19 protein-coding genes are annotated in these 18,672 nt (G+C 31.1%); 3 read left to right on the forward strand and 16 right to left on the reverse strand.

Annotated features, from left to right (window positions below):
* Positions 1 to 32: 32 nt before the first annotated feature.
* The 7 genes from BUR17_RS13470 to BUR17_RS13500 form a co-directional block, all read right to left on the reverse strand.
* Positions 33 to 332, reverse strand: a complete 300-nt coding sequence (locus BUR17_RS13470) for a hypothetical protein (protein ID WP_074230873.1) — start codon at positions 330 to 332, stop codon at positions 33 to 35.
* Positions 333 to 355: 23 nt separating this feature from the next.
* Complete coding sequence (locus BUR17_RS13475; protein ID WP_074230874.1) at positions 356 to 1,024, reverse strand: carbonic anhydrase; 669 nt, start codon at positions 1,022 to 1,024, stop codon at positions 356 to 358.
* A gap of 156 nt (positions 1,025 to 1,180) precedes the next feature.
* Positions 1,181 to 1,735, reverse strand: a complete 555-nt coding sequence (locus tag BUR17_RS13480; protein ID WP_074230875.1) for a serine O-acetyltransferase — start codon at positions 1,733 to 1,735, stop codon at positions 1,181 to 1,183.
* A 55-nt stretch (positions 1,736 to 1,790) separates the two neighbouring features.
* Positions 1,791 to 2,942 (reverse strand): glycosyltransferase, encoded by a 1,152-nt coding sequence (locus BUR17_RS13485; RefSeq protein ID WP_074230876.1) that lies wholly within the window; start codon positions 2,940 to 2,942, stop codon positions 1,791 to 1,793.
* 104 nt (positions 2,943 to 3,046) lie between these two features.
* A complete protein-coding gene (locus BUR17_RS13490; protein WP_074230877.1) occupies positions 3,047 to 4,195 on the reverse strand; it encodes a glycosyltransferase in 1,149 nt (382 codons plus the stop codon).
* A 2-nt stretch (positions 4,196 to 4,197) separates the two neighbouring features.
* Positions 4,198 to 5,094 carry a glycosyltransferase family A protein gene (locus BUR17_RS13495; RefSeq protein ID WP_074230878.1) on the reverse strand — a complete coding sequence of 299 codons (897 nt, stop codon included), beginning with the start codon at positions 5,092 to 5,094 and terminating at the stop codon, positions 4,198 to 4,200.
* The gene (locus tag BUR17_RS13500) at positions 5,091 to 6,245 is read right to left on the reverse strand and encodes a glycosyltransferase (protein WP_074230879.1); all 1,155 of its coding nucleotides are present in this window, start codon (positions 6,243 to 6,245) and stop codon (positions 5,091 to 5,093) included. The genes BUR17_RS13495 and BUR17_RS13500 overlap by 4 nt, the downstream gene beginning before the upstream one ends.
* Positions 6,246 to 6,338: 93 nt before the next feature.
* Between BUR17_RS13500 and BUR17_RS13505 the strand changes: the two genes are divergently transcribed.
* Entirely contained in the window at positions 6,339 to 7,115 is a 777-nt protein-coding gene (locus tag BUR17_RS13505; RefSeq protein WP_074230880.1) for a class I SAM-dependent methyltransferase, read from the forward strand.
* 34 nt (positions 7,116 to 7,149) lie between these two features.
* Here BUR17_RS13505 and BUR17_RS13510 read toward each other — a convergent pair whose 3' ends face one another.
* Positions 7,150 to 7,956 (reverse strand): glycosyltransferase family 2 protein, encoded by an 807-nt coding sequence (locus tag BUR17_RS13510; RefSeq protein WP_074230881.1) that lies wholly within the window; start codon positions 7,954 to 7,956, stop codon positions 7,150 to 7,152.
* A gap of 42 nt (positions 7,957 to 7,998) precedes the next feature.
* Complete coding sequence (locus BUR17_RS13515; RefSeq protein WP_074230882.1) at positions 7,999 to 9,114, reverse strand: glycosyltransferase; 1,116 nt, start codon at positions 9,112 to 9,114, stop codon at positions 7,999 to 8,001.
* Between the two features lie 313 nt (positions 9,115 to 9,427).
* Here BUR17_RS13515 and BUR17_RS13520 point away from each other — a divergent pair, with 313 nt between their 5' ends.
* Positions 9,428 to 10,426: a glycosyltransferase gene (locus tag BUR17_RS13520; RefSeq protein ID WP_074230883.1), complete on the forward strand. Its 999-nt coding sequence runs from the start codon at positions 9,428 to 9,430 to the stop codon at positions 10,424 to 10,426.
* Between the two features lie 4 nt (positions 10,427 to 10,430).
* On the opposite strand, the gene BUR17_RS13525 is transcribed toward BUR17_RS13520, so the two are convergent.
* Positions 10,431 to 11,441, reverse strand: coding sequence for a glycosyltransferase family A protein (locus tag BUR17_RS13525; protein ID WP_159437605.1), 1,011 nt, complete (start codon positions 11,439 to 11,441; stop codon positions 10,431 to 10,433).
* A 127-nt stretch (positions 11,442 to 11,568) separates the two neighbouring features.
* Between BUR17_RS13525 and asnB the strand changes: the two genes are divergently transcribed.
* Positions 11,569 to 13,389, forward strand: a complete 1,821-nt coding sequence (asnB, locus tag BUR17_RS13530; protein WP_074230885.1) for an asparagine synthase (glutamine-hydrolyzing) — start codon at positions 11,569 to 11,571, stop codon at positions 13,387 to 13,389.
* 41 nt (positions 13,390 to 13,430) lie between these two features.
* Here the strand turns inward: asnB and BUR17_RS13535 are convergent, their stop codons facing one another.
* The 6 genes from BUR17_RS13535 to BUR17_RS13560 all read right to left on the reverse strand — a co-directional run bounded on the left by BUR17_RS13535 (position 13,431) and on the right by BUR17_RS13560 (position 18,649).
* On the reverse strand, positions 13,431 to 14,378 hold the full coding sequence (locus BUR17_RS13535; protein ID WP_074230886.1) for a glycosyltransferase family A protein: 948 nt from the start codon (positions 14,376 to 14,378) through the stop codon (positions 13,431 to 13,433).
* Between the two features lie 6 nt (positions 14,379 to 14,384).
* Positions 14,385 to 15,173, reverse strand: a complete 789-nt coding sequence (locus tag BUR17_RS13540; RefSeq protein ID WP_074230887.1) for a class I SAM-dependent methyltransferase — start codon at positions 15,171 to 15,173, stop codon at positions 14,385 to 14,387.
* A 134-nt stretch (positions 15,174 to 15,307) separates the two neighbouring features.
* Entirely contained in the window at positions 15,308 to 15,988 is a 681-nt protein-coding gene (locus BUR17_RS13545) for an NAD-dependent epimerase/dehydratase family protein (RefSeq protein ID WP_074230888.1), read from the reverse strand.
* Entirely contained in the window at positions 15,985 to 17,064 is a 1,080-nt protein-coding gene (gene wecB, locus BUR17_RS13550) for a non-hydrolyzing UDP-N-acetylglucosamine 2-epimerase (protein WP_074230889.1), read from the reverse strand. The genes BUR17_RS13545 and wecB overlap by 4 nt, the downstream gene beginning before the upstream one ends.
* 29 nt (positions 17,065 to 17,093) lie before the next feature.
* Positions 17,094 to 17,876, reverse strand: a complete 783-nt coding sequence (locus BUR17_RS13555) for a glycosyltransferase family 32 protein (RefSeq protein WP_074230890.1) — start codon at positions 17,874 to 17,876, stop codon at positions 17,094 to 17,096.
* 2 nt (positions 17,877 to 17,878) lie between these two features.
* Entirely contained in the window at positions 17,879 to 18,649 is a 771-nt protein-coding gene (locus BUR17_RS13560; protein WP_074230891.1) for an FkbM family methyltransferase, read from the reverse strand.
* Positions 18,650 to 18,672 lie beyond the last annotated feature (23 nt).

An 18,672-nucleotide genomic window follows, 5' to 3' on the forward strand; every position in this document is an offset into this window, starting at 1 on the left:
ATCTGATATGAATATTTGCTAATGTATTTCAACTAAGCTTCGGGAGGTGGAGAAAATATGGTAAGAAATGGTGAAAGATGAAAGGAATCATCAATCAGCACAAAAGATCTGCGCTCGAGATCAGGCTCGAAAAACTTTAGAAAATCATGTACGTTTAAAGTCTTTGGTAAAGTCTTTTCGTAAACCGTAAATGATGAATAATGAGAGTGTGTTTCTTCTTCGTTTAAAATTACATTGGTTCTCTGTATTTCCCAACCGAAAACCGCAGCGATGCTCGGCAAGGCTGTGAAGTTTAGGATAAACAGTAATGTAATAATACTCCAGAATTTCATTCACTCAATTTTTTAAAGAAAGATTATTTCGTCTTTCTGCTCATAACCCAATCTGAGCTTGTAAGATTATAAATCTTCTGAATGTCTTTTAAGATTTCCTCAAAATCAATTTCAAGATCGATAATTTTACCTGTTCTTAGGTCAAAAACCCAGCCGTGAACAATAGGATATTCTTCTAAAATATACCTTTCCTGTACACAGGCCATTTTAATTACGTTAATACACTGCTCTTGAACATTCAGTTCTACAAGTCTGTCATAACGTTTACTCTCATCTTCGATAGAATCTAATTCTGCTTGATGCAATCTGTAAACATCACGAATATTTCTCAGCCAAGGATTTAAAAGTCCTAAATCTTGAGGCGTCATCGCTGCTTTTACACCACCGCAGTTGTAATGTCCGCAAATGATAATGTGTTTTACCTTCAAGTGCTCTACGGCGTACTGTATAACAGCTGTGGAGCTCATATCTAATGTATTTACAACATTTGCAATATTTCTGTGGACAAAAACTTCTCCCGGTTTTGCTCCCATGAGTTCTTCTGCGGTTGCTCTGCTGTCTGAACATCCTATGTAAAGGTATTCAGGATTCTGAGTTTTTGCAAGATCCTCAAAGAAGTGGGGATTGTCTGCTACTTTAGATTCTACCCATTTTCTGTTGTTCTCAAAAATAACTTCGTACGAATTCTTCATTAATTAAATTTTAAAGATTATAATTATTTATTTCGTTTAAATTATTTTCAAATTCAATAGACTGAATCAATAATTATGCAAAAATATTAATTTTGTAGAATTATCTACCATTTTTAACAAAGTTTAATATACTTAAAAATATGATAAAATTCAGGTTTAAACCCTGTTGTTGATGTAATCGTCTGTCGCTTTTTCGTTTGGATAAATCTTTGCAGGATTACCAGAAACCACCGAATTGTCTGGAACATCAAAATTTACAAACGCATTCGGAGCTATCAAAACATTTTTACCAATATTTATTTTTCCTACAATCACAGCATTTGGACCGATCCAAACCTCATCGCCAATAACGGGATAACCTTCGTTTTTCCCTCTGTTTTGCTGTCCAATCGTTACACCTTGAGCAATATTACAGTTTTTCCCTATTATCGTTTTTGGGTTAATCACCAAGCTTCCCCAATGTCCGAGATAAAAACCTTCCCCAATTTGAGTTTCAGGATAAATCTGAAAACCATATTTAATTTGGAAATGCCTTAAAACAATTCTCCAATAAAGTCCTAAAACAGGGATCTTACTATACTTTTGAGTTTTCCTTAAAACATAAATAAAATGTAAATTGGGATTGACGCATTTTGCCAAAATTTTGAAAGTAGAAAGCCATTTTCCGCTTTCCCGGTAGAAATCTTTCTGTATAGTAGAGTAGTCTGCCATGTAACAAATTTAAAAAATCTAAATGGTCTTGAAGCCAAAATAAATAAAAATTAATCTACATTCCGTCAAGAATAGAAACGATTTTCTGCACAGAGTTTTCAAGATTAAAAGGCATTTCGTAATCTTTTAGCTTATCGGTATATTTTTCAAAATCCTGAGAATCCAACAGCGCTTTTTTCATTCCGGAATAAATGCCTTCTTCAGAATTTTCAACAATTAAACCCAATTCTCCGTTATTCAGCATTTCTCTAACGCCGGAAACTTCAGTTGCAATAATTTTCTTTTTTAAAGTAATTGCCTCAAACAAAACGGTCGGAAAACCTTCATATCTTGAACTTAAAATATAAAAATCTGCTTTGTTGAAATATGGATAAGGGTTGTCTGTAAAACCCAACATCGTTGCAGTTTCATCAACATTCAGTTCAGTTTTCAGCTTTTTGATATTTTCAAAATCATATCCGTCACCAACAATTAGAATTTTGTGCTTAAAACCTTGTTCTAAGAGTTTTTTGTGTACTTTCAGCAGTCTGTCAAAACCTTTTTGCGGAAATACGGTTCCTACGGAAATAAAGGTTGAGACTTTCTGATCAAACTCATAATTAATGACGTTTTGCTCTGCTTTAGATACAATTTCTTCAGTGTCTAAAGGATTGTAGATTTTAACGATTTTCTGTTTCTGGATTTCGTTTTCGGCTAAATCAAGAAAAAGTTTTTCTATTTTTTCTGAAATGACCATGATTTTATCAAAACCGAAGAATTTTTTAATCTCAGTTTCGGTGTACTCTTTCACCTGGGAAAGATCATTATGAATCCAGACTATTTTTTTTGAAGACTGAAGCGGAGAATTGAGAATTTCATCCCGCATTCCATGAATCGCTGCAAACTCGATGTCGTATTTTTTTCCTTTTAATTTTCCATTATAAAGAAGAGTAGGAAACTTTTTCAATGCATTCTGATAAATAACTCTCGCTGCCTTTTTCGGAATATCCTGAATTCTGTTGGTGATGATCATTTCACCTTTATTGAGATAAATGATATTAATCCAATTGGGAACTTCGCTCAAATATTTTCCGGAATATAAATTTAAAAGTAAATCAATTTCATATTGATCCTGCGGGAGATTTTTCAGAAAAGTAACCAACACTTTTTCTGCACCACCGTGACGAAGTGAACCAATACGGATAAGGATTTTCTTTTTTTGAGACATTTATTGTAATTTATATTCTTTGATCAATTTATTTTTTACTAATTTATAAAAAGAAGTTCTTTTCGGTTGTAATATGCTGTAATAATTGAAATCATGAAGATCGTTTATTGAGAAATTGAATTGATGATTTTATTCCATTGAATAAGTGCTTCGCTTTTACGCCAGTTGAAAGATTCCTGAAAAGAAGATTGATTGAGTTCATTTAATAAATCTGGCCTATTGATAAGGGTTTGCAGGTTTTCTTGAAATTTATTTTCATTATTCATCGGGATTAAAAAACCGTTGTTTTGATTAATAATATCAGACGGACCGTAATTACAATCGTAAGAAATAAGAGCATTGCCACAAAATATTGCTTCTAAAAGCACCATTCCAAACGCTTCATTTATACTTGTAAATAGAAAAATTTTACTTTTTAAAAGTTCATTTTTGATTTCGTTAATTGGCAATCGACCTGTAAAAATAACTTTTGATTCTAACCTTTTTTCTTCAACTAGTTTTTTTAAGTTCTCCATTTCAGAGCCTTCACCGATTATTTTAAGGCTAAAATCTTTTAAATCTATTTCAGAAATTATATTAATGATTGCACCCACATTTTTTTCTTGATCTAACCTTCCAACATAGATTAGTTGGCTTTCTTTGCTTTGAAAGTCAATATTTTTAATGCTTTCAAAAGGTTCGCCTATAATATTCGGAATTAAATAGACATTAGGATTAAATGTTTTGTAATAATTAGACGAAGCTTTGTTAATGCAAACAATTCCGGCTAAGTTTTTATATTTGGGTCTTAATAAATCTCCCCAAATTTTACCACCCACTTCAAAATTAGAGTGCTCCCAAGCAAATGTTTTAGATGCAATTTTTTTATTTATAGAGATTTGTGCGGATAATTTGTACCAACATGAAATGATAGCGTCAAATTGAGAATGATTTTTTTTCAACCATTCGTTCATCACATCCCATTGTCCGAAATCATAAACGTATTTTTTCAGGCTGTATCTGTGGCGGAATTTTTTTAAATATTTATCTAATAATGGATTGACTTTGTTCACTCCCCAATGACCAAAAGAATCAACGGTATGAATTTTTATCTTGGGATTTATTTTATAAAATGTATTTTCTCCTTCCATCAAAAATAAGATACTTATATCATATCCGTTTTCACAGAGTTCATTTGCAAGATTAATCATTACTCTTGCAACGCCACCTGGTTTAAGATTTTGATAATAAATGAAAAGTATTCTTTTTGGCATTTTTAAATGAGTTTTGAGAATGGAAAAAGTAAAGTTGCCAATAATTTCATTTCAGTTGATTTTAATTCTGAAGTGATTTTTCTTAAAGATCTGCCGTCAACTTTTGAAAATTTCAGATAACCTCCCAGATTCCTTATAACCGGAATAGGGTTGCTCCAGATTTTTGAGCTGTAAGTATTCAGAAATGCTTTGTAGTTTTCGGCAAGTCCGAATGCATTTTTTTTATCGTAGAACTGATTAGCAAGTGACTGTTCATCATCTTTGTCCCGGAAATAAATTCTCGTTACTTCATTAATGCAGTAATGAAAACCCAGTTTATCAAACTGAAACTGGAAAACTCCTTCAGGAATAAAGCCTTTTCCCGAGAGATTTTCAAAATTCAGCTTCATTTTTTTATAAATATCTGTCTTTCCCATTCCCCATTTATCACCTTTGATTTTGTATTTATATCGCATATCAAAAATGGTACAGATTAATGGTGATTCGGGGAAGTGATCTCCTACAATATTTCCAAACTGATCTTCACAAAGTGTTGATACAAATACAATATTTTGATTATTGTTGATTTGTTCCCATGTATTGGTAAGAATTTCCATAGAATCTTTTGGCAATGCATCATCAGAATCTAAGGGTGAAAAATATTTACCTTCAGCAAGATCAATTCCACGGAAAAAAGTTAAAAACTTATGTTGATTTTCCTGGTGATAGTATCGAATTTTGAAGTCAGATATTTTCTGAAATTCTTCAACGAGTTCTTTCGTTTTGTCGGTTGAACCATCATCGATGACGAGCCATTCAAAATCTTTAAAAGTCTGATTCTGTAAAGATTCAAAAACCCGTGGTAGAGTATGCGCTCTATTAAAAGTGGGCGTAAGAATGGTAACTAATGGTTTTTTCATCCTTTCAGTTGATATTGTTTTTGAAAAACAGAACTTACCTGATTGTAAATTTTTTCATTATCAAATTTCTCTACAGATTGTATCAGGTTTTTCTTAAATTTTTCTGTAATCTCTTTACTTGTAAGGAATAGTTTCATTCCCTCATAAATTGAGTTTTCGTCCGGCTCTACAAGATAACCATCAAAGTCGTGCTCAATCATTTCCGGAATTCCACCTACGTTTGTACTTACAATTGGAATATTTAATCCCATTACTTCTCCTATTGTTAAAGGATAAGATTCAGACTCTGAAGGTAAAACAAAATAATCAGAATTTTTTATATAAGGATATGGATTGATTTGGCTATCGAGTAAGAGAAATGTTTTTTCTACCTTTAATTCTTTTGCCTGTTTTTGTAAATTTTCCATCTCAGAACCGCCTCCGATTACTGCAATAGAATGGAGAAACCCTTCATCTAAAAGTCTTTTGTGTACTTTCATCAAAGTGTGATAGTTTTTACGGCTATGCAATCTTCCCATAGATGAAAATACAGGAGTGGTGTCGTAATCAACAGGAAATTCTAATGCTTTTATTTTTACTTCATCAATTTTTATAGAATTATAAATGACAGAGCTTTTAGGATATTCAATCTGATACAAATCTTTAATAACCTCTCTGGTTTGTTTAGAACCGAAAATCACCCAGTCAAATTTTTTGAGTGCATTGATTCTGCTTAAAACTCTTTTTTCATCGGGATCATAGCTTACATCAGTATGAAACCAAGCAATTTTTCTTGAATTTAAAGGGCTTGATAGAATATTCTCAAACTCGGCATAAGTCGGTGCGATTTCTAGGTCGAAATCTTTTTTAATGATTTTACGGTATAATATTTTAGGATTATTTCGGTAAAAAGAGAGAATTATATTTCTTTTAACAAGCTGTAAGGTTCTAAGGAATTTATTGCTGCTCATATCTTCTCTTCCCTTTTGCAGAGTGATAAGTTCAATATCTTTAGGAATACTTTTTCTAAGTTCTCCCTGGTCAATTGTCAGAAAAAAAGTAATGTCAAACAGCTCTCTTGGTAGGTTTTCCAACAGATCAAGAAGAACCCTTTCAACTCCTCCCATTTCCATGGAACGATGGCGGAACAGAACTTTTATTTTTTGAGGCATTTGTGTATTTTAAAAAAAATTAATCCTTAAAGAAACAAATATAAGACTGTTTGAGCAATTCTTTTGTATTTTTACCCCTCAAAACATAACTGTATGAGTAAAGTTTCAGAAATTGCAACCACATTTGTCGCCTATCTTAAGCGTCCGGATCTATATCCTGAATTAAGACGTAAGATATGGAAAAATATATTCAACCGTTCATCTGGTTTACGAGGTAAAGAGGAAGCCGAAAAATGGTGTAAAAGCATCTCTGTTTCAGAGAAAGATTTTATAGAAAATATTTTGAAGATGAATTTCGTTCCTTTTGAAAAAAAATTCCCTCAAGAATACGAAAACGCATTGCAAGCACAAGAAAAAGCACCTGTAAAAATGGGAGGAGCGGGTTCTTTAAGCGTTATTTATTACATCAACGAATTTGCAAAAGCCCAAAGTTCTATTGAAACAGGAGTTGCCTATGGTTGGTCTTCTTTTGCCGCTTTAGCATCTTTGGTTTTCAGAAACGGAACGCTTTACAGTTCAGATATGCCTTATATTTTACAAAATCAGAGTGAAGACTTTGTAGGATGTGTAATTCCTGAAAAGTACAAAAGCAATTGGGATCTTTACAGATTTGCAGATAAAGAATCTCTTCCGAAAATTTTTGAAAAAACAAAAACTTTCGATGTAGTGCATTATGACAGTGATAAAACCTATGACGGAAGAATGTGGGCATATAAAATGCTGTGGGACAGATTGAGAAAAGGAGGCGTTTTTATGAGCGATGATGTGGGAGATAATGCTGCATTTAAAGATTATTGCGAACAGAATAACCACAAACCACATATTATTGAGTTTGACGGTAAGTTTGCCGGAGTTATTATAAAAGAATAAAGAAAAACCACAGATGATTCTGTGGTTTTTTAGTTTATAAAAATTTTCGTTGAATTTTTTTGAAAATACTATTTTGCTTTACTTTCAAAAATCCTGGGAGATTTTCAATGTCGGTTATTTTTTCGCCATATAAACTATCAATTTTCCTCCTTTTTGTGGTATCTAAAATAGTTTGATGCCAGTTTTTGTGCAGTTTTTCTTTCTTGGAAAATTCCTGGGAAACTCCTTTTTCATGTATGCGATAATAGTAAAGCGGAGCTTTTACGAATTTAAAATTACCAATTTCGTAAAGTTTTAAATACAAATCCTGATCGACAGCTGAGGTCAGTTTATCATTAATCCCCGAAGTTTTATAATACGCTTCTCTTTTGAATGTGAAAAAATGAGTAGCTTCAAAAAAAACATTAAAAAATAATTTATTACCGTTTTTAATTGCACGAGAATGTGGAAATAATTTAATAGGATTTAGTTTTGCGTCGCATTCGTAGAATTGAGAATACACTACAATATTATTTTCAGAGTAGTTTTCTATAATAATCTGCAGCGCATTTTCTGTTAAAGTATCGTCGGGATCAACAAATCCGCAGATTTCTCCTGAGGCTAAGTCAATACATCTTTTTTTTGTAAGACCTACACCGCTATTTTCTTCATTTCTAAAAATTTTAACTTTTGGATTATCTTTTGTGAGTTCTATTATTTTTTGATAAGAATCATCTGTAGAACAGTCGTCAACAAGTACAATTTCATATTCCTGATAAGTTTGTTTCAGAATACTGTCGTAGCACTCTGTAAAGTAGTTATAATTATTATAATGTGCGACAAGAATTGAAAATTTAATCATATGGAGAAAACAATATTAATTTTCTTTAAAATGGTTACTAAATTACGGTGCAACAGCTTTTAGTATCGTTTGGGTAACGGTATCAAGATGTTTATTCAATGAAAAATTTTGGTGAATAAATTCTTTGCCAGAATCTCCGAATTCTCTCATGATATTTTGGTTTTCTAAAAGAAAAATCATCTTTTCTGCCATTGAATCTAAATCGTGTTCATCAACTAAAAACCCTGTTTTACCATCAATCACCGTATCGATAATACCGCTATGTTTGGTTGAGACTATAGGCAATCCGGCAGCAGAAGCCTCTATAATTACTACAGGTGTACCTTCTGCATCTCCATTGGCTGCAGTTACAGAATGCTGTATAAAAACACTGCTTTTCCGGAAAAGCTCTAATTGCTCTTCCTGATTAATCCAGCCTACTAATTCTACTCGATCCCCAATTTGTAATTCTTCAATTAATGTTTTGCATTCTTCGAATAATTCTCCGTCACCTGCAAAAACTAATTTTGCCTGAGGAAATTTTTGAAGAACTTTCGCAAAGGCCTTAATGCTTATTTGAGGAGCTTTTGTTGCTGTAAAACGACCAATTGCTAAAAATTGGTATGCATCATATGCCGGATTAATTTTAAAAAAATCTTCTTTTGCTCCAATAGGAGAATATATTATTTGTTCATCTTCGAATCCAAAATTTTTCAGCTTAGGAATCATGTTTTTTGCTACAGGAATGACATAAGAGTTATAATTTGCCAGGTTTTCGTAATTTTTTGTATTACCGTCTACCACATCCTTTTTATTTATTTCATACCCTAAAACATTAGCAACTATCGGGATATTTAATTCTTCACAGATGCTTTTTACAGCGGCGCCGGTATTTAAATAATCTGCAACAACACAGTCAACTCTTTCTTTTAAGAGAATTTTCTTAAAACGTTTTTTGATAAGTATTTCCAGCCTTTTTTGATTCATTAAAGAGAGGGCAGTAAACAAATATCTTACTATTTTTTGTCTTTTAAGACTTGTGTTTAAATAAAAATAAGGAACAAAGCCTCCAAAAAGAACAACTTTCTCAAATGGTAGTTTATCAATATAATTTTTTACAAAAGGACCCATAGGTTTATTTAAACCTGGGGTGACAATTAAAATTTTAGGTTTTTTCATTGTGTTTTTTTAGATATCAAGAATTTGCCTGTAATAATCTTTAGTCATTATCATTTATCCTTTTGAGGATGTTTATATCTTTTGCATTAAAATTACAATAATTTGTAAAAATATCAAAACCCAAGACCAAGTATCATTTATTGAAAAATAGATTATGAATTTCCAGTTAAGCACTTTCAAGTTTCTAAAATACGACTAAAACATATTGATTTAAAGAGAACAAGGACAAAAAAAATGGTTTGTTATAACAGCAAAAATAAATTTTAGATTTATTTCTATATTTTTGTCTACAATTATTTATTAAATTCCCTCCATGCAACCATTAGTAACTGTTTCTATTCCCGTTTTTAAATGTGAAAAGTTTATCATCAGATGTTTAGAATCTGTGAAAAGCCAAACGTATAAAAATTTAGAAATTATTCTTGTTAATGATTGTACACCAGATAACAGTATGTTTCTTATCAAAAATTTTATGGAAGCTAATCAGGAACTCAATATCAAGATTATTGAGCATGAAGAAAATTCGGGGCTTTCTGTAGTAAGAAACAATGGGATAAAAGCAGCTACGGGGAAATATCTGTTTTTTTTAGATAGTGACGACGAGATTACGGCTAACTGTGTCGAATTATTGGTTGAAAAAGCTGAGAAAACAGACGCTCAGGTTATTGTAGCACAGAATAGATGGATTAACACTTTTGATAACAGCACAAAAGATTTCGGCTTTCCTACCATCGCAGAAAAAAAATACTACGATAACAATCTGGAAATATTTTCAGTTTACAGTAAAGGAGGATTTCCTTCATCATCATGGAACAAACTATATAAAAGAGACTTTATTGCCGACAACAAAATTTATTTTGTGCCAGGATTATTTGCGCAGGATGAGTTGTGGTTTTTTCATTTATTACTCAAAACAGAAACTTTGGCAATTATTGACGATATTACTTATCTGTACTATCTTCATGGCGAATCGGTTATCTTTAACAGGAAAAAAAAGAATTTTGAGAACTATCTTACTATTCTTGACTATTTTTCAAAGTCGTATAAAGAGGAAAAGAATCTGTTATTAAAAAGTCTTATTAAAAGTAAAATTATTCTTTTCAAAGAGATGGTTTTAGTGATGCAGTGGAAAGCGTTAAAAGACAGAGAATATCTGAAAACCAACATTTCCAGAATGCAAAAACTAACAAGATTAAATCTTGTGGATTATTTCAGTTCAAAATTTCCGATAGATGTTAAAAAGAAAAATTTTTTCCAAAGCTTACCGGCTAATTTTTCCTTAAAGCTTTTTATCTGGCGTTTTGAAAGATAATTTTCTATTTTTTGTACTTGTAAAAAGTAAATAGCAGGGAAAAATCTGATAACAATAAAGTGTTGTAAATTTTTGCAAAACCGCGAAACTGAGAAGTAACAATTTTTTTATCTAATTCGGTATAAGATTCCTGAAGTCTTTTTTTCTGCAGTAGTTTTTCTTCAGAATTCATGTTTTTAGAAAAGTAATGAAAAAGTTTAATTGCGTTGACAAGGTTTTTATATGCAGTAAATTCAAATATAGGACGGCGATTATCATAAATCCCTTTTTCTTTAAATAATTTACGAAGTAAATAATCTGTTCGGGCAAAATCAATTTTTTTAGGAGAAATCAGTTTTGATGATGAATCAGAATGTATGTAATGGGTATAGACAGCATCACAACTTCCTACAAATCTCGCTTCTTCCAAAATAAGTCTTTCAACAATTTCATCACCATTCAAAAGTGGTTCTGTAAAACGATAAGAGTGAGATTTAAAAACGTTTTTTCTGTACAATCCTCTGATATGATTGTCATATCTACCTACAGTGTCTTTCATAATCTGAGATCCTGTAAATTTTTTAAATTCAAAATTTTTTAAGTCAGATTGATAAATATTGTGGGTGTTTTTTATTTTCCCGTCCGTAAATTTTGTAATAACAATAGGACTTACAATATCAAGCTCGGGGTGAGCTAGAAATGTTTGGTAACATTTTTCAATCGTATCAAAATCAATCAGATCATCATGATCAAAAAGGAAAATAAATTCTCCTACAGCCTTTTCCTGTCCATAAGCCTTAGAATATTGAGCGTACTTCTGATTTTTTTTGGTATAAATTTTAATCCTAGAATCCTGTTCTGCAAAACGTTCCAAATCCTCTAATGTAGAATCTGTAGAACCATCATTTACACAAATGAATTCAATATTTGAATAAGTCTGATTCAGAAGGCAATTCATAGAAGATTTTACAAAATCTCCCAACTGTACAGAGTTGTAATATGTTGTGATAATTGAAATTAAAGGTAGTGCTTGCATATTTGTACAAATATCTGAATTTAATTTTATTAAATTGATTGAAACTTTAAGATCTAACTTGTGTAAAACTTTGACGCTCACAAATGTTCCATAAATAAGTTTTAAATTTGTCATATATTAATGATCTATGTGCGGAATTGCAGGTATTGTGAAAAAAAATATTTTAAACGATGATTTTTATAAAAGAAGTCTGAAAAATATGACCGATTCTATTATTCATCGTGGTCCGGATGATGAGGGTCATGAGTATTTTCAAAACTGTTTTTTAGGTTTCAGACGATTAGCGATTGTTGATCTTTCAAAAGACGGGCATCAACCAATGTACTCAAATACAAAAAATGAATGTATTGTCTTCAATGGAGAAATTTATGGTTATCGTGATTTAAAAAAGGATCTTTCTGAATATTCTTTCAAAAGTAATACAGATACAGAAGTTATTCTTTCACTGTATCAAAAATATGGTTCTGAGCTTCCAAAACATTTAAACGGAATGTTTTCTGTTGCAATTTGGGATGAAGAAAAACAACAGCTGTTTTGTGTAAGAGATCGTTTTGGAGAAAAGCCGTTTTACTATGCAACAGGAAAAAACGGTGAATTTATTTTTGCCTCTGAGATTAAAGCTATTTTGGCAACAGATTTAGCAGATAAAGAATTAAATGATGAAGCAGTTTCCCATTTTTTACGTCATTCATACATAAATAGTCATCAAAGTATTTATAAAAATATTAAAGTTTTGCCACCGGCTTCACAATTAGTCTATAAAAATGGGGAAGTTAAAATTTCTCAATATTGGAATTTGCCTGAAGAAGAATTAAATATTTCAGAAGAGGATGCTGTACAAAAATTTAAAAATCTGGTTCAAAAATCTGTAAAGAAGCAACTGATTGCTGATGTAAAAGTAGGGGCTTTTTTAAGTGGTGGATTAGATTCCGGAACTTTGGTTGCATTGTCATCCAAATATAATTCAAAACTTACAACATTAGGATTTGGTTACGAAGGTGAATGGAATGAAATGCCTGAAGCAAGAAGTATTTCTCAAAAATACAATACCAATCACAAAGAAGTTTCCCTTAAAGATGAAGAAATTCCCAAGTTATTGGTAGAAGTTTTAAAAAAATTAGATGAACCACTTGCAGATACCGCAATTCTAGCAACGTATACCATTTGTGAAGAAGCAGCAAAAAATATGACGGTTGTAATTACTGGAAATGCAGGTGATGAGCTTTTTGGCGGATACAAATGGTACCAGAAAGAAAAAGAAATTCTCGACAAAGGAAATGCGAATCCAAGTTTGTTGAATTTTTATAAAATAGGATCTACTGTTAGCAAAAAAATAGGTTTTAGAAAAGGACAGGATTATTTTCTGGATAAAGTTTTCAGGGCAAAATTTCCGGATATTGTGGCTTATCAAAAAGAAAAAGTACATAGTAATTTTACAAAAAAAGAAACTGCTTTACTTTTAAAATCAAATACGGAATATGAACATTTATATGATTTTCCGTTAGATAAAACCAATCTGAATACTCCCATGAAAATGGATCTCACCAATATTATTCCGGGAGATTATATGGTAAAAGATGACCGAATTGCGATGATGCACTCGATCGAGTTAAGAACTCCTTTTTTAGATAAAGATTTGGTCGAATTCTGTTCTGCTCTTCCTGCAAGATATAAAGTAAATACTGACCAGACCAAAATTATTCTAAGGAAAGCTTTTGGTGAATTACTGACAGATAATATTCTAAATAAACGAAAACAAGGATTCGGTGCACCTGTAGAAAAATGGCTAAAAATTCCGGCTATGGAAGAGCTTTCATCAAAAATTTTAAAAAATCCGGCATCAAAAATTTTTAATAAGCTCGATTTTCAGCAGGTCCAGAAAAATTTACATTATAATTATAAACATTGGTCTCTTTTGGTATTGGGAATTTGGATGGAGGAACATTGATCAAATTATAGATTAAATTTAGTAGGAAGATTTTGTATTTATTATTTGAACTGATTTCTGATTTTGATTAAAATTGCTTTAAAGATTATATCAAATTTTGAAATATTTAAAAAAGAAAATTTAGTAATTTCAAAAAAGGAGGGTAAAAAGGATTCTTTCAATGAATGATAACGAATCCACTCGCTTATTAAGCTTTCACATATTTCATTTTTTTGATCAGTACTATAATTAAGATTTTCAATAAAATAATGATTTATCTTAATTTTTTCTAATATTCTTCTTTCTCTTTTCTCTAAAGTATTATAATTTCTGGTAGACTGTAAAGAGTGTCTGAAATAATTTTGTTTATCAGCATGAAAGTATACATCTCCTTCAGATAATAAAATATGAGAATAAAAAAACCAATCTCCAGATGTTTTAAGATTATTAATAGAATTTACAGCTTCATAACCAAGTTCTTTTTTAAAAATAACCGAACTTGCATTGAGTATAAAATTCTTTTTTGAAAGATATTTTTTTACATATATTTTCCCATCTATTTTGTGATCTTTATTCCACAATGTACTATGAAGCTCTTGCGTATATTTTTGAACATTGTTATGAAAAGGCTCTTCATTTTCACCAATTAAATTTGAATCGCAATAGTAAAGTGAAATTTCAGGATTTTTTGAAAGAATTTTATGTGCTGTGTCTAAAAAATCAAATGTGCAAAAATCATCGCTTTCCGCAATCCAGATATAATCATACTTCGCCAACTGAATGCCTTTCTTCCATTGTTCAAAAGTATTTCCTGTATTTTTTTTGTTATAAATCTTATGTGATATTCGCGAATCTTTATAAGATTCTAAAATTTGGATGCTGTCATCGGTAGAATAATCATCTAAAATAATAACTTCAAAATCCTCAAAGGTTTGTTTTAGAATTGATTCAATTCTTTTCTTAAGATATTTTCCGTGATTATAGTTAGGAAGAATTATTGAAAAACCCATTGAAGACTATTTTTTACGCAAAACTAATGTCTGGAAACCTCCAATGCAATTTTCCATATTATATTGATGTTCAAATTTTTCCCATGCTTTGCCAAATATTGTTTTTTTTGGATTTCTGTTTTTCTCATTCAATACAACAGATTTTACATAATTTTTGATCCTTACAAGAGGAATATGATTACGCACAAATGCAGCATTTTGCAAGTAAATTGCCTCAATTTGAAATTTATCTTTCCACAGATTATGAAAATCATCAAAACTCCATTCAATAACATGATAAGGATTGCGTAATTCTGTTGTTGTTTTTCTGTTAATAGGAGTTGAGATTATAAGTGTACCATTATGATTTAATAATCCGTTAAGATTTTCTATGAAGTCGGAATAGTTGGGTATGTGCTCAATCGTTTCAAAACTTACAATAACATCAAATTGCTTTTCTGAAGTAAATTTTGTAGCATCTGCACAAATATGATTTATTCTGTCATGCCCATATCTGTGTTCGGCATATCGTAGAGCGTTCTGATCAAGATCAACTCCCACAATATATTTAGCATCTCCCTTAGTAGCTATTAAATATGAGCCGAATCCGCTTCCACATGCGATATCCAAAACATTCTTATCTTTTACATAATCGCATACAAATTCATAGCGATCCTGATGTTGTTTTTCGGTAGTGTGCAGGAGAAAGCCTTTTACCCATCTCTCGCCACTCGTATGTAAAACACCTTCTGCAAAGGTGTTTAATTCATACTTTAAGCAAAAAACTTCTTCTTCTAATATATTTTTAGTATTCATTATTTAGTTTTTAATTAAAGGTTGTATGTATGTTTATTTTTATGGCTTATAATTACTATTTATTTTTATTTATAGTGATATAGCTTCATATTAAAGATAAATTTTTTAATATAATTCATTATTTTATTATCTTTTTAAAGATAATACTTGTTAAGTATTTTTTTTAAATAAACTTCTTTGTTGTTCAAATTATTTTTTATAAAATAATCTTCTACGCCTGGAATATTTATATCATATCCCGACCCACTTCTGATTAAATTAATTTGAGGCTTGATATCATAAAAACGCTCTATAATCTCCAATATTTCTATAATAGAATAATTCTGAGTATATGCAACATTAATGATTTTGTTAAGATGTTGCTTGTCTAGTAGGTCAAATGTTATATTTTTTACGTCTTCGGCATCGATAAGATTTCGCGTAGCTTTAGTGTGAACGTTAATGGTCTCATTATTTTTTACTGCATTCACAATATAATTCATGAGAAGATTGGGGTTTCCGCCTTTTCCTACTGCATTGCTTACTCTTAATATTAAAAATTGATTACACGATTTCTTAATCAGCTGCTCCATTTTGAGTTTATGAAGAACATAATCGCTTCCGGTTTTAGAAGAATCATAAATGCTGCAGGTAGAAAAATAGATAAATATTTTATCTGGATTTTCTGTGATCGTATTTTTAATAAGATTTTCTTCACGTAAAAATTCTTCAGCTCTTGTTTCTAAAGAGTTTGAAACTCCGGATGCAAAGAAAACAGTATTTTCTCTATCATGATTTATAAATAATGATGCTATAAGTCCTTTTCCTACAATCATTCTAATATTTTTTTTACGATTCGTTCTGAAGCTTTTCCATCACCGAAAGGATTATTTTCACTTTTAAAAATAAATTCTTCAGGATTATTATAAATAAAATTAAAGTTGCTTTTTATTTTCTGAATATCTGTTCCTACCAATATACCACAGTTACAGGTAATCACTTCTGGCCTTTCTGTTTCTTCACGGAGGATCAATACCCTTTTTTGTAAACTGGGCGCTTCTTCCTGTATTCCTCCGGAGTCGGAAATGATTATTTTAGATTTTGCCATTTTTGTGATGGCTTCAAGATAAGAAAGGGGTTCGGTGAAGTTTATATTTTTAGGTGTCTCGTTTTCGAAGACCTCCATAATGATGCTTCTTGTATTCGGGTTTGGATGAAGAGCCCATTCAAATTGAGTTTCGGGATTTTCTTCAGCAAGTTCTTTCACTGCCTGAGCAATATTTTTCAGTGGCTGCCCAATATTTTCCCGTCTGTGAGCGGTAATAAATACGTAATCTTTATATTCAACAGAAATGTTTTCTTTTTCTGTAACATATTGAATCATATCAACGATGCTGTTTCCAACCAAAGAAATTTTATTCTCAGAAATATTTTCTTTCAAAAGGTTTTGTTTTGCCAATTCTGTAGGAGCAAAATTTACATCAGCTGTTAATGAAATAACGCGTCTGTTGTATTCTTCAGGAAAAGGAAGCTTGATATCTGATGTTCTTAATCCAGCTTCTACGTGATAAAATTTTCTCTGCTCCAAAAAAGAAGACATAGATGAGGCCAATACTGTGAATGTATCACCCTGTGCAATTATTTTCTGAATATTTTCTTTATGGATAAGATTAGATATTTCATCAATCAGTTTAGCAATTAAATTAGAATTGGTAAATGATAACGACTGTACTGATAGACGATGCTTTGGAATAATGCCGAAGCTATTTTCCATTTCTGTAAGTAAAGAATCGTGCTGCCCAGTATTTACAACACAAATATCTACATGAAGTTTTCTGAATTCATTAATAATTGGGAATAACTTTAGAAATTCTGGTCTCGTCCCATAAATAATTGCAATTTTATCATCCATCAGATACGTTTTTACAAAAATAATAAAACTTAGCGTCTTATACGTTTAATAATATATTTCACCAACATTCTTAAAGGAAACTGATCAAGAATCTCATCTGAAGAAATCATTTTCATATTATTGATGACATTATGAATTTCTTTTTTTCCTTCTTTTATTTCAGCCACATTCTTCACATGATAGTAAGCGTGTACAAAATCTTTAAAAGGGTTGGGTGTGTCTCTTTCGTGCCAAGTTCCTACAAAATGGTGACTGGCATAATTTTTTGGAAGATCCAGACAAAAGTAAGTGGAAGGATAAATCACAATTCCATCTGCTAATTCCTGATACTCATCTTTTTCTGCATCCGCATTGTATTCATTCACCAAAAGATCTGAAACAAAAACGGTATTGGTGGTAAGATCAAAATCTGTTTTTTTATGGTAAAAATCTAAGACTTTTTTTGGCCATGGATGTCCTGCTTCTGTACCCCAAAGTGCAGTAAACGGAGATCCTTTAATTTCGAACCCCGAAAAAGCACGGTGAATGAGAAATTCATTTAAAGAAAACTTTACTTCAACATCTATATCCATGTAAATTCCGCCTTGTTCAAACAATGCTAAAGCTCTTGCATAATCTGATACAAATGCCCATTTTTTCTGTTCAGTAGCTAAACGAACATATTCACAGCAATTGATGTCAAAATTGGTTTCATTCCATTCTATAATTTCATAATCCGGAAGGTTTTTCTTCCATGAGTCTAAACATATGAAAAAAGAATCTGGTTTTGGTTTTCCGCCAAACCAGCAGTAATGTATTTTTTTTGGGATCATTGTTATCTTTTTACAGACATATATAAAAATATTCCTGCAGTTATTATTTTATTTTTATTTTTATCAAAAATCCAGCGATGTTTTGGATGACCTCTGAAAGTACCTTTTATCTCAAGACCTTCTAATACATTTTCAATTTTTTTATTTTCTAATATATCATCATAAATAATAGAAAGGTCGTGAGTATTTTTAAATCTGCTGATAAGATTTCCTAATATTTTATTGTCGTAAAAATGATGAATCTCAACCAGGATGTCTGTATTTTTTTGCCATACAAATTTCTGTGGCTGTAACAAAAAATCTTCTGCACCTTCGCAGTCAATAAGTAAGAAATCTATTTTGTTATTCCATCTAAGTAGAATCTCTTCTGAAGCTTCACCAAATGTATGATAGGTTTTTTTTAGATTATTTGCTTCAACCCAAGAGTCAATAAGAGGCTGGAAATTTGAATCCATCTCAAAAACATACATGTTTTCTGGTCTTAAGAGATTGCTTAAACCTGCTGGATAATAACCTTTATGACCACCAATTACCATTATGTTTTTTATGTCTTTATTAATTAGATCAGAGAAAAAACGATGCAGAGCGTATTCATATAAACCAAGTGCTTCTGCTAATTTTAAACTAGGTTTTAAAATATCCGGAATAACTAAACCTGCAAAAGGACCTGTGTAAATCTGATTGCCTGTTTTTTCTAGTACAGTAATAGTGGTAGCATTTTCTGAGAGTGATTTCGAAAATATATTGTCTTTTATTTTTGTTAGAATTTTCATCAGCTTTTGGTAATTTGGTTATT

This window comes from Chryseobacterium scophthalmum (assembly GCF_900143185.1).
Classification (GTDB): domain Bacteria; phylum Bacteroidota; class Bacteroidia; order Flavobacteriales; family Weeksellaceae; genus Chryseobacterium; species Chryseobacterium scophthalmum.